We start from the raw sequence: 13,151 nt of genomic DNA, 5'->3' as shown, positions 1-13,151 counted from the left end.
GTCCTTAGTGGACACTAGTCCGTTCGTCAGGCGCGGTCCGCCGGCCACTCGAGCTGCTTGCCGATCGTGGGATCGGACAGCAGCGCGTCGATCTCCGCCTCGCTCAGGTCGCCGATGAACATGTCGGTGTCGTCGGTCCGGCGGTCCCCGGCGATCTTGGCCACCTCGGCCACAGTGGGGCCCGCGAAGAACGTCGCGAAGGACACCACGACGCCGAGTTGCTCGCGCAGCCGGACGACCAGCTTCGTCACCATCAGCGAATGCCCGCCGAGGTCGAAGAAGTTGTCGTGGCGGCCGATCCGGCCGGTGCCAAGGACTTCGGTGAACACCTCGGCGATGGCGTGCTCCTGCTCGGTCGCGGGCGGCTCACTGGTGGAACCACTCGCGGCCGGTCCTGGTGCGGGCAGCGCCTTCCGGTCGATCTTCCCGTTCGCGGTCAGCGGCATCCGGTCGAGAACCACGAAGTGCGCGGGGACCATGTACTCGGGCAGAACCGCCCGCAGGCTTTGGCGTACGGCATCGGTGAGGTCGTGGTCCTGGTGCGCGTATGTCGTTCGTGCCACCAGATACGCGGCCAGGTAGTCCCCGGTGGCGTCGTTGCCCGCGATGTGCCGGACCGCGGCTTCCGCGACGCCCGGGTGATCGCGGACCGCGTGCTCGATCTCGCCGAGCTCGATGCGGTGCCCGCGGAGTTTGACCTGATGGTCGTCGCGGCCCAGGTATTCGAGCGATCCGTCCTCGCGGTACCGGCACCGGTCACCGGTGCGGTAGAGCCGCGTTCCGGTGCCGCCGAACGGGTCGGGCACGAATCGTTCCGCCGTCAGCCCAGGACGGTTGAGATAGCACTGCGCCAGTCCCGCGCCACCGATGTGCAGCTCACCGGGTACGCCCGGCGGCGTCGGCTGGCCCGCCTGATCGAGGATCCACAAGGAGACACCGGCCAACGGCCGGCCGAGCCCGATCCGCGCGGCATCGGTGATGCGCGCCGCGCTGGCCCAGATGGTGGCTTCGGTCGGACCGTACAGATTCCACAGTTGCGCGCCGCTGCTCAGCAACCGGTCCGCCAGAGTGGTGGACAATGCCTCGCCACCGCAAAGGAGTTTGCACCCGGCGCCGGGTGTCCAGCCCTGGTCCAGCAGCATCTGCCACGTCGAGGGCGTGGCCTGCACGACGGTGGCGGCATGGGTTTCGATGAGCGCACTGAGACGTTCCGGATCGCTGGTCGTCGTGGCGTCGGCGACGACGACCGTGGCACCGACGGTCAACGGGAGGAACAACTCCAGCGCGGCGATGTCGAATGCGATCGTGGTGACGGCGACCAGGACGTCCCGCGGCCGGAGTCCCGGCGTCGCCGCGGTGGCGGCCAGGAAAGTGCCGAGCGCCGAGTGAGCGATCCGCACGCCCTTCGGCCGTCCGGTGGAGCCCGAGGTGTAGATGACGTACGCGGCGTCCTGCGGCTCCGGAAGCTGGGCCGCGGGTGCGCGCCGGTCCACCGAGACATCGTCGATGTGCAGCAGGTTCGGGTGGTCCGGAGCCTTGCTCGCCAGATCGCGCTGGGTCAGCAGCGCCTTGGGACGGGCGTCTTCGACCATTGCCGTCGAACGGGCGCGCGGATACCTGGGATCGAGCGGCAGATATGCCGCCCCGGCCTTGAGGATTCCCAGCAGCGCGGCTGGCAGGTCGGCGGACCGGTCGACGCAGAGAGCGACAATGTCGTTGCGGCGCACACCATTCGCGTACAGGTGCGCGGCGATCGCGTTGGCGCGCCGGTCAAGTTCGAGGTAGCTGAGGCTTCCGGCGCTGTCGATGACCGCGGGCGCGTCCGGGCGAACCGCGACCTGGTGCGCGAACTGGTCGAGGACCGTTCGGTCGCTGGATTCGGGCGCGGGGCCGGTACCCCGTTCGCGCAGCTGACCCAGGTCCGTCTCGTCCAGGAAAGGGACCGCCGCACAGGAGATATCCGGTGTGGCACAGACGTTTTCCAGCAGTGTGACGTAGTGCCTCAGCAGCTGGCGGGCGAAGGCGGCGTCGAACATGGCCGTGCGGTACTCGAGTTTGGCCGTCAACGCGTCGGCCGTGGGCACGATCGACAACGACAGATCGAACTTGGCGGCCGTGGCGGGCACGTCGACCGAGGTGATCCGCAGGGGCCGTCCGTCCTGGCTCGGGGCGGGTGCGTTCTGCATGGAGAACACCACCTGGAACAACGGTGACCTGCCCAGGTCCCTGCGGGGCCGGAGAGCCTCCACGACCTTGGCGAACGGAACCTGCTGATGGTCGTAGCCAGCGACGCACACTTCCCGGACCTGCCGCAGCAGCGAGCGGAAGGACTGGGCGTGGTCGACTTTCGCGCGCAGCACCAAGGTATTGGCGAAGAACCCGACGACGTCCTGCACCTCGGCGCCGCGGCGGTTGGCGACCACTGTGCCGACGGCGATGTCGCTCTGCCCGGTGTAGCGGGCGAGGAGGAGCTGGAATGCGGCCAGGGCGGTGATGAACGGGGTGGCATCCGACTGCGCTGCCAGTTCGGTGAGCCGATCGACCACACCGCGGCCGAGCTCGGCGGTGCACACCGCGCCGTCCGACGACCCGGCACGCTCGGGCCGGCGGCCGGGAAGGTCCAGGTTCTCCAGGCCGGCCAGCTGGTCCCGCCAGTACGCCAGATCGCGTGACCAGGCGTTCGTGTCGAGCTGCTCCCGTTGCCATTCCGCGAAATCCGCGTACTGGATGGCCGGCTCGGCTGCCTTCGCGCCGTGGCCGTGGACGATCTGGTCGTAACTGGTGGCCAGCTCGGCCAGGACGATGCCGAGGGACCACGCATCCGTGATCACGTGGTGCATGGCGATCAGGAACGTGTGCCGGTGTGCCTCGGTGCGGATGACCGAGGCGCGGACCAGGGGCGGCTCGTCGAGCTGGAACCGCCGGCCGGCCTCGGCGCGCATGATCTGCGTGACACGGGCGCCGCGGGTCTGTTCCGGTTCCCCGGTGAGGTCGTGGAACTGGATGACGACGTCACTGCCGGGAAGGATGAACTGCCGCAGTTCACTGCGCTGGAGCAGCAAACCGGTGCGCAGTGCCTCGTGCCGGCCGATCACCTGGTTGAGCGCCTGCTGCAACGCGACCCGGTTCAGCTGCCCGGCCAGCTCGATGGCGCCGCAGATGGTGTAGGCGGTGCTCAGCTCGGGGTTCAGCTCGCACAGGAACCACAGGCGTTCCTGGCCGAGCGACGGTGCGAACACGTAGGCGCCGTTCGGCGGCTGTCGGTTAGTGGCCACGCGGGATAACCCCCTCATCTCGTCGGAGAGCCGAAAAGTCCTGGTCGAGCCACGAGATCACCTGCTCCGCCTGGGGCACCAGGAAGAAGTGGTCGCCAGGGAAGGCATGGGCGGCGAAGCCCGCGGTCGTGTGGCGGGCCCACGCGTGGACGCCCTCCGCCGACACCGAATGGTCCGATGTGCCGTGCAGACCCCGGATCGGGCAGCTCAACGGGGCCTGCTCCTGGTACCGGTAGCCGTCGAACAACTGCAGGTCGGCACGCAGGGTGGGCAACAGCAGGTCCAGCAGGGCCGGGTTGTCCAGCACCTCTTGGTCAAGCCCGCCCAGGGACAGCAGGTACTCGATCAGGTCGACGGGCGTGAGATCGAAGACCGGGGGTGGCAGGGGCAGGTGCGGGGCGTTGATCCCGGAGACGTAGAGAGCGGCCGGGCCAGGTGCGCCGGCCGCGGCCAGCCGCCTGGCCAGCTCGAACGCGACCAGGGCACCGAGACTGTGACCGAACACGACGTAGTCACGGTGGCCGAGCCACGTCATCGAACCGAGCAAGCCGCCGACGACCTCGTCAATGCTGGTCGCCGGTCTTTCCAGGAACCGATTCTCCCGGCCGGGCAACTGGGCGGCGCAGACCGCCAGTTCGCGGGCGTGCCCGGGCCAGTTCTGAAAGAAAGACGCGCTTCCGCCCGCATGAGCCAGGCACAACACGACCGGCGTTGTGCCGGATGGCGGCGAAAACCATCTCAGCCATGGGTCGGCCAGGCGCACGACACCTCCCGTTGACCTCAACAATGAAACTGCCGAGATGGGATCGGCGAATCCGGTGAACCAGGCTGATCGGTGCGTCATTCCTTTGTCAAGGTATAGGGCAGCCGGGGGTGTCATTCCTTTGTCGTTGACAATTCCGGTGCGGGCGAGTACCGGCCAGACGTGCGGGTATATGCAGGTGAACGGTGTCATCGGTCGTGGTTGACCGTGCTGTCGGCAGCATGCTAGATCTCTGTCAGTGCACTTCTGATATCTCCTCTGGGCCATGTCCACGGAGTCATTCCTGATATGGGTGTGATGTGCGGCTATGAGCTGGAACGCGGCGCCTCAAGTGGCGCGGATACTTCACGATCGCGCCACGGCGGATCCCCAGCGGACTGCTTATGAGTTCGTCTCCGGCGATGGGGGACTGACGGCGATTTCCTACGACGAACTTTTCACCAGGGCGATGGCGCTGGCGGCCGGTCTGCGCGCTGTGAGCCGGCCGGCGAAACGCCCCGCGGTCCTGTTGCAGTATCCGGCCGGAATCGAGTATGTGGTCGCGCTCTATGCCTGTATGTACGCCGGACTGCCCGCGATCCCCGCCCATCCGCCGGAGGCGTGGCGCCGGAAAGGCGCGCTGTCGCGGCTGAGCGCTGTCATGGCGGACGCGCGCCCCAGCGTCGTCCTCGCGCCGCGCGACCTGGCCGGCTCCTTCGAGCACGATTCGGTCGCCGGGGAGATCGACGCCCGGGTGGTCACCATCGAGGACTGCGTGGCCGCCGGAACGCAACGCCACGATGGCGGTGACGCCGATCCCGCGGTGCTCGTCCAGTACACGTCCGGGACGACCAGGGCGCCGAGAGGCGTGGTGATCAGCCGCGCGAACCTGGACTCGAACGTGGCCGCGATCGCCGCCCGGTTCGGCCTCACGCCGGAGTCCAGGACGGTGATCTGGCTGCCGCCGTTCCACGACATGGGCCTGATCGGCGGGATCCTCACGCCGATGTACGCCGGGATCGCGGTCCGGCTGATGTCGTCGCTGGACTTCCTGAAGCGGCCGGTGGACTGGCTGCGGCAGATCGCGGACTTCGGCGCGACCGTCAGCGGCGCGCCCGACTTCGCCTACGACCTGTGCGTTCGCCGGGTGACCGACGAGCAGGTCGCCGAACTGGACCTGAGCCGCTGGGAGCTCGCGTTCAACGGCGCCGAACGGGTCCGCGCGTCCACGTTGAGGGAGTTCAGCAGCCGGTTCGCCCCGGCCGGGTTCCGGGCGGAGGCCTTCTATCCGTGTTACGGGCTCGCCGAGGCGACCCTGTACGTCTCCGGCGGGCACTGGGATCCAGCGTCCGAAAAGGACACCGCGCCCGTGCCGTGCGGGCCACCGCTGGACGACATGACCGTGCGAATCGTCGACCCAGCTGCGCAGTCCGCTGTTCCGGCCGGGGCGACGGGCGAGATCTGGCTGCGTGGACCGAGTGTTGTCGACGGCCATTGGGACCGGACCGAACCGGACACCTTCGGCCGGCTCGATGGTGTGCGGTATCTGCGGACGGGCGATCTGGGCCGGCTCGACCGGGGCGGGCTTGTGGTCCTCGGCCGGCTGCGGGACCGGTTCACCAAGCGGGGCGTCAACTACCACCCCGAGGACATCGAGCAGGCGGCCGAGGCCGCGCTGGCTTCGCTCCGTTCGTCGGCCGCCGCGTTCGCGGTGGACACGGACGACGGCGTACGTGCTGTTGTGCTGCTTGAAGTCAGAGTCCCGCCGGACGGCCGTGCAGACCTGGCCCAGCGGGTCCGAAGTGGAGTGCTCGCGCAGACCGGGTTGAGCCCCGATGTCGTCGTCGCCGGACCACCCGGCCTGATCTCCCGGACGGCCAGCGGCAAAGTCCAGCGGCACAAGTGCGGGCAACGGTTTCTGGCCGGTGAGTACGATCGGTTCACAGTGGACGGTGCCGGTCCGGCTACGGTTCCCCCGGATGACGCCGGTGTCGCGGCGGTCGCCCGGGTCGTCGCCGGGCTGATGGCCGCGGTGTGCGAAGTGGACAGTTGCGCCACGGACCAGTCGTTCCTCGAGATCGGCGGCGACTCGCTGCGAGCCGCCGAGGGGGCCGCCGCACTCCAGGCGGCAGTGGGGTTTCCGGTGCCCGCGGACACGTTCCTGATGGAGGTGACCCCGGATGGTGTCGCCGGGCGGCTCGTCGCGGACGCCAGCGCGCGGGGACTCAGCGGTCACGACGTCCGCACCAGGCTCGGCGCCCCGGCCGTGCCCGCCGGTGTGTCGAGCGAGTAGGGCGGATCCGGTGGAACAGAGTCAGCAAGCGGTGCCGCCGGTCGAGGCCGGCCGGTTGGAACGGCATGTCGCAATGGTGTCCGGGCCACGCAACGCGCTCAACGCCGTCCGGCACCACGGTGTGGTGGCCGAGTACATCGCGGCGCAGTTCGCCGAGGCGGGCTGGCAGGTGCGGCGGCAGGGCCTGGAAGTGGCCACCGCGGCGGTGGATGTCCACCATGCCGCTCGCGAGCGAGCCGGTGGTGAGCTGCCGGAGGTCATCTCGGGGGCGAACATCATCGCCAGCCTCACCGGGGAACCGGCCGATCCGGGCCGGACGATCTTGATCGGGGCGCACTACGACACCGTGCGCGACAGCCCGGGCGCGGACGACAACGGATCGGGCATCGCCGCTCTCCTTGAGCTGGCCCGGGTCCTGCGCGGTTCGCCGTTCGCGGCGGATCTGATGTTCGCCGCCTTCGACATGGAGGAGATCGGCTGCCTCGGGGCCGCCGAACTAGTGCGCGCCGGCCAAGGGCAGGTCCGGACCGCCCTGGTGCTCGAATCGGTCGGGTTCTACTCGGAAACTCCCGGCTCCCAGCAGATGCCGGTCGCGTTCGGCCTGCTCTGGCCCGCGGTGAGCAGGTCGCTGCGCCGGGCGGGCAGCCGCGGCGACTGGAGCCTTGTGGTGTACCGCAAGGCATCCCGCCAGGCGGCGGCCGCCCTGGCGGACGCGGCCAGGTCGGTCGCGGGCGGGCACCACGTGCTGCCGGTGCGCGATCCGCTGGACATCCCGGTTCTCGGCCGCGTGATCCGGTTGCTCGCGCCCTCCCTCAACGTCTCCCGCAGTGATCACCGGGAGTTCTGGCGGGCGGGGACACCGGCGCTCGCGATCACCGACACCGCGAACTTCCGGAACCCGAACTACCACCGCGAAGGCGACCTGCCGGAGACGCTCAACTACGACTACCTGGCCCAAGTATGCGAGTGCGTCGCCGACGCGCTGGCGCGAATGACCGGCCATCAATGAATCGAGGAGGGTCCACTGTGGATGCCGAGGATGACACGCGCACATACCGCGTCGTGCTGAACGACGAGGAGCAGTACTCGATCTGGTTCGCCGACCGCCCGCTGCCCGGCGGCTGGCACGACGGCGGGGTGGTGGGCCGCAAGGCGGAGTGCCTGGCCCACATCGACGAGGTGTGGACGGACATGCGGCCGCGCAGCCTCCGGTCGGCCGACCAACTCAGTGGTTCGTAAGGACTGTCATGACCGAACGGCCAGAAGTGACACATGACCAGACGATGCTCGCCGGCGCGCGGCTGCTCGAGCGGTGGCGGGGCGGCAGCCCGGATGTCTCCGCGCGGCCGGCTGCCGAGTCGCCGCTTTCCGCTGTGCAGGAAGGCATCTGGCTCTGGGACGAGCTCGGCGCCGGCCGTTCGGCCGGCAATGTGTACTTCTGCGCCCGTGTGATCGGCGCGGTCGACGCTGACGCACTCGCCGCCGCGGTGGCGGCGGTGGGTGCGTCGCATTCCGCGTTGCGCACGACGATCAAGAACATTGACGGGGCACCGGTCCAGGTCGTCCGGGCCGATCTGCGTCCTTCCGTCGAAGTGATGCGGCTAGGCCCGGCGGAGCAGGCGCTGGATGCCGTGCGTGCCTTCGGTGAGCGTCCCTTCGACCTGGCGAACGGGCCCTTGGCACGGGTCGGGCTGTGGCTCGTCGACGACGAACCGGGGCTGATCGCGTTCGCCGCGCACCACATCGTCTGCGATGGCTGGTCGCTGGGTGTCGTCATGGCGGACCTCGCGCGGTTCTGCACTTCTGCGTCCTTTGTGGACACATCTGGCCCGGGCCGGCCGCAGTACATCGACTACGCACGTCAGCAGAAGCAGTTGCGAGACAGCGAAAGCTGGCGGCAACGACAGGCGTTCTGGAACGACCAGCTCGCCGGGCTGCCCGTGCTGACCCTGCCCGTGCGGGGTGCCGATACGCCGCGGGAGCGGCCATGCGTGCCGTTCACGGTGTCCACAGCGGCCACTCGTCGGCTGCGGGAGTTCAGCCGGCGGCATGGCGTGACGCTGTACGTGACGTTGCTGGCCGCGTTCAGCGTGCAGCTGAGCCGGTGGTCCGGGCTCCGGGACTTCGCGGTCAACTGTGCGACCGCCGGCCGGCCGCCCGATTTCCACGGCACGGTGGGACCGTTCGCCAACCTGCTGCCAGTACGGCTGGACCTTCACGGTGAGACGTCCTTCGGGGACCACGTGGAGCGGGTCTCGCTCGCGCTGCGAACCGCCGCACGGCAGGAGATCCCGTTCGAGGACATCATGCGTTCGCTCGGTGTCCAGTACACGAGCAGCCACAGCCCGGTCGCGCAGGCGGCTTTGGTGCTGCAGAACTGGCAGCTGCCCGTGATGTCGTTGGGCGACGCGGAACTTCAGCCGCTCGGCCTGCCCACCGGCGGGGCTCGGCACGACCTCACGCTGTTCATGTGGGAGTTCGAGGACGAGATCCGGGCCGAGCTCAACTACCGCCCCTCACTGGTGGGACACGGCGCCGCTCAAGAGGCCGCCCGGCAGTTCGTGAGCATCCTCGAGGATGTCGACGCACACCGTGATGTGCCGTTGTCTCGGCTGGTGGTCGATCCGGTCCAGGAACAGACGCTGCTGGCGTGGGGCACCGGCCAGGTCAGCGACCCGGCCGGCAACGACGTGGTCACCGAGTTCCTCGCGCAGGTCGCACAGGCGCCAGACGCGATCGCCCTGGAGTGCGGCAGCCGTCAGGTGACGTATGCCGAGCTCGATCGCTGGTCCGCGGGCCTGGCCGCCCGGCTTCGGGAGCTGGGGATCACCACGGGCACCCCGGTCGGCGTCTGCCTCTCGCGGTCTCCCGAGTTCGTCGCGGCCATCCTCGCGGTGACCCGGAGCGGAGCCGCGTACGTTCCGCTGGACCCGGGGTATCCCGCCGACCGGCTGGCCTACATGGTCGCCGACTCGGCGATCACCCACGTGATCACCGACCGGGACCGGCCCGGCCTCACCGGGCCCGCCCTCACCCGTATCCCACCATCGCCCACCGCCTCGTCGGGCGTACTGCCACGGCTCCGGGCGGACGACCTGCTCTACATCATGTACACCTCGGGCTCGACGGGTGAACCCAAAGGCGTGATGGTGGCCCACCGAGGCGTCGTCTCGCTGGTGAAACACATCGGCCATGTGCGCCTCGACCCCGCCGAGCGGCTCCTGCAGGTCTCGTCCTTGTCCTTCGACGGCGCCACCTTCGACATCTGGGGAGCTCTGCTGAACGGCGCCCGTCTGGTCATCCCGGACGTGCACGACCTGACGGCCGAAGACGTCCTGGAGACGATCGCCCGGCACGGCGTGACCACCGCCTTCCTGCCGACCGGCCTGTTCCACCAGCTGGTGGACCTGAACGACACCCGCCTGCACGGCCTGAAGCAGGTGGTCGCCGGCGGGGACGTGCTGTCACCGAACCATTGCGCGAGGCTGCTCGCCGCCGCACCGGACATCACCATCGTGAACGGCTACGGCCCCACCGAAACCACCACCTTCGCCACCTGCCACACATTCCAGCCGTCCGGGGAAGGCGCTTCGGTCCCCATTGGTCGTCCGTTGGGGAATGTGGGCGTTTTTGTGTTGGATGGTGGGTTGGGTGTTGTTCCGGTGGGTGTTGTGGGTGAGTTGTGTGTGGGTGGTGTGGGGGTTGGTTGGGGTTATTGGGGTCGGGGTGGGTTGACTGCTGACCGGTTTGTTCCGGATCCGTTTGGTGGTGGGGGTCGGTTGTATCGGACGGGTGATTTGGTTCGGTGGGTTGGTGGGTGTTTGGAGTTTGTGGGTCGGGTGGATGGTCAGGTGAAGGTGCGTGGTTTTCGGGTGGAGCTGGGGGAGGTGGAGGTTTGTTTGCGGGGGCATTCTGCGGTGCGTGATGCGGCGGTGGTGGGTCGTGGTGATGGGGGTACCCGGCTGGTGGCTTTTGTGGTGCCGTCGGGCTCGGGTGTGGGCGATGATGTTTTGCGGGGGTGGCTGGGGGAGCGGTTGCCGGAATATATGGTGCCGTCAGCTGTGGTGTGGGTGGACGAGTTGCCGTTGACGTCGAATGGGAAGGTGGATCGTTCTGCGCTGCCGGACGTCGTTGTTTCGCGTCCCGCGTTGGGTGTTGGTTTTGTGGCGCCTCGGTCTGAGGTCGAGGTGTTGGTTGCGGGTGTGTGGTGTGAGGTTTTGGGGGTGGATCGGGTTGGGGTGCACGATAATTTCTTTGACTTGGGCGGGCATTCTTTGTTGGCTGCTCGGGTGGTTTCGCGGGTGGCTCAGGCTGGTTTGGATGTGTCTTTGCGGCAGTTGTTTGAGTTTCCGACTGTGGCGGGTTTGGTGTCGGAGTGTGGGTTTGGGGGTGGGTCAGGTGTGATTTGTCGGCGGGTTTCTCGGGTGGCGGTGGATGGGGGTTGGGTTTTTCCGGCTTCGGCTGGTCAACGTCGGTTGTGGTTTTTGAGTGGGTTGGGTGTGTCGGCGGCTTATCACATACCGGTGGTTGCTCGGGTCTTGGGGCGTCTCGATGTGGATGTGTTGCGGGCTGCGCTGGGTGCGGTGGTGGACCGGCACGAGGTGTTGCGGTCTTCCGTCGTGGGCATGGGCGATGTGGCGGGTGCGGACGATGGGGTCGTTCAGGTTGTTGTTGCGGGAGTTGAGGTTCCGGTTCGTGTGGTGACCCTGCCGGGTTCGTCGGTGTCGGGTGATGAGGTGGCCGGGGTTGTTCGGCAGGAGGTTGCTCGGCCGTTTGATCTTTCGGTTCCGCCGTTGGTGCGTTGTCTTGTCATTGAGGTGGGTGCTGGGGAGTGGGTTTTGGTGGTTGTTTTTCATCACGTGGTTGCGGATGGGTGGTCGTTGGGTGTTTTTGTCCGGGAGTTGGCTTCGTCTTACGAGGCAGGGCTGGCTGGGCGTGCGCCGGTGTTGCCGGAGTTGCCGGTTCAGTACGGTGATTACGCCGCCTGGCAGCGCGATCTGGACGTTTCCGATCAGCTGGAGTTCTGGCGTGACCAGTTGGATGGCGTACCGTCGCTGGATCTACCGGTAGACCACCCGCGCTCCAATCGGCGAACCTTTGCCGGTGGAACGGTGGAGCGTCGAATCCCCGATGACTTGCTCGATCGTTTGACCGAGCTGGGGAATTCGTCTCAGGTCACTCTGTTCATGGTTTTGGTGGCTGGATATGTGAGCGTGTTGTCTCGGCATGCTGGTCAGTCTGATGTGGCTGTGGGTACGCCGGTCGCTGGCCGGGACCACGAAGATTTCGAAAAGCTGATCGGGTTCTTCGTGAACACGGTGGTGTTGCGGGCGGATCTGTCCGGCGCGCCGTCGTTCCGGGAGCTTGTGCGGCGGGTTCGGTCGGTGTGTCTTGATGCCTTCGCGCACCAGCAGGTTCCGTTCGAGCGGGTGGTCGAGGAACTGGCTCCGGAACGGGACCTGGATCGGTCCCCGCTGTTCCAAGCCATGATCGCGTATCAGAATGTTCCGTTGCCACCACTGGAGTTTGGTGGCTTGAAGTTCGCGCCATTGAACCATCACAATGGTTCCTCGAAGTTCGATGTGTCGCTCACGCTCGAGCAGTGGGACGGCGGCCTGAACAGCCGGCTCGAGTACAGTTCGGAGATTTTCTCACCTGAGACCGCGGAACGGTTGCTGACTCATTTCCACAATCTCCTGGCGTCGGCGGCCGAGGATCCCGATGTTCCGGTGACCGAGCTGGACATGCTCGACCAGTCCGAACGTCTCAGCCTCATCCAGCAAGGCACAGGCCCAGCAGTTCAACATCCAGCCGTCCCCCTTCACGACCAGATCGCACAATGCGCCCAGCGCACGCCGGACATGGCCGCGGTCGAGCACGACGACCAGGTGCTGACTTACCGCGAATTGGACACTCGGGCCAACCAACTCGCCCACCACCTGATCGCCACGCACGACGTGACTACTGGTTCGCGGGTGGCTGTGGCGATGCCTCGCGGTGTGGAGATGGTCGTCGCGGTGTTCGCTGTGCTCAAGGCTGGTGCTGCGTTCGTGCCGCTGGACCCTTCGTACCCATCCGCGCGCCTGCGGTACATCCTCGAAGACACCGGGATCACCGCCGTGATCACGACCGCCGAACTCCTCGACACCATCCCGGCGGGCGATTGGTCATTCCTCCCCATCGACGCGTCACACGCTTGGCACAGCTTCCCGGCCACCGCCCCGACCACGACGGTCCGCCCCGACGACCTCGCCTACCTGATCTACACCTCAGGCTCGACCGGCGAGCCGAAAGCCGTCGCCGTTCCCCACCGCGCCCTCACAAACCTCACACACAACATCAACAAGTTGATCGACAACGCCGGCATCCCCGTACACCGAGCGGCGATGAACGCACCCCTGACATTCGACGCCTCAATCAAACAACTGGTCCTCCTGGCACACGGCATAACCCTGCACATTCTCCCCGCCCAGATCCGCGAGGAACTAACCGAAGTCCTCACCTACCTCCAAACCCACAAAATCGACACCATCGACGCCACCCCCTCCCAAGCCAAAATCTGGCTCGGCAACCACCACCACCTATCCCATCGCCTCCTGATGCTCATCGGCGGCGAACCAATCACGGCCAACCTCTGGCACCAACTAGCCACCCACCCGTATATCCACGCGATCAACGTCTACGGCCCCACCGAATGCACGGTAGACACCACCGCACATCCCATCGATCCGGCAACCGCGCCTTCAATTGGTCGTCCGTTGGGGAATGTGGGCGTTTTTGTGTTGGATGGTGGGTTGGGTGTTGTTCCGGTGGGTGTTGTGGGTGAGTTGTGTGTGGGTGG

6 protein-coding genes are annotated in these 13,151 nt (G+C 67.3%); 4 read left to right on the top strand and 2 right to left on the bottom strand.

Annotated elements, in window-relative coordinates; all coding sequences use genetic code 11:
• Positions 1 to 26 precede the first annotated feature (26 nt).
• Positions 27 to 3,275, bottom strand: coding sequence for an amino acid adenylation domain-containing protein (locus AB0J95_RS21015; RefSeq protein WP_364760028.1), 3,249 nt, complete (start codon positions 3,273 to 3,275; stop codon positions 27 to 29).
• Positions 3,265 to 4,038, bottom strand: coding sequence for an alpha/beta fold hydrolase (locus AB0J95_RS21010; protein WP_364760025.1), 774 nt, complete (start codon positions 4,036 to 4,038; stop codon positions 3,265 to 3,267). The genes AB0J95_RS21015 and AB0J95_RS21010 overlap by 11 nt, the downstream gene beginning before the upstream one ends.
• Before the next feature lie 307 nt (positions 4,039 to 4,345).
• Here AB0J95_RS21010 and AB0J95_RS21005 point away from each other — a divergent pair, with 307 nt between their 5' ends.
• The 4 genes from AB0J95_RS21005 to AB0J95_RS20990 all read left to right on the top strand — a co-directional run.
• On the top strand, positions 4,346 to 6,310 hold the full coding sequence (locus AB0J95_RS21005) for a fatty acyl-AMP ligase (protein ID WP_364760023.1): 1,965 nt from the start codon (positions 4,346 to 4,348) through the stop codon (positions 6,308 to 6,310).
• A gap of 10 nt (positions 6,311 to 6,320) precedes the next feature.
• On the top strand, positions 6,321 to 7,319 hold the full coding sequence (locus tag AB0J95_RS21000) for a M28 family peptidase (protein WP_364760020.1): 999 nt from the start codon (positions 6,321 to 6,323) through the stop codon (positions 7,317 to 7,319).
• 17 nt (positions 7,320 to 7,336) lie between these two features.
• Positions 7,337 to 7,549 (top strand): MbtH family protein, encoded by a 213-nt coding sequence (locus AB0J95_RS20995; protein WP_364760017.1) that lies wholly within the window; start codon positions 7,337 to 7,339, stop codon positions 7,547 to 7,549.
• An 8-nt stretch (positions 7,550 to 7,557) separates the two neighbouring features.
• On the top strand, positions 7,558 to 13,151 hold a 5,594-nt coding region (locus AB0J95_RS20990; RefSeq protein ID WP_364760014.1), incomplete at its 3' end, for an amino acid adenylation domain-containing protein.

This window comes from Actinocrispum sp. NPDC049592, assembly GCF_040675465.1.
GTDB lineage: Bacteria > Actinomycetota > Actinomycetes > Mycobacteriales > Pseudonocardiaceae > Kibdelosporangium.
This window is presented reverse-complemented; position numbering and strand designations above follow the sequence as displayed.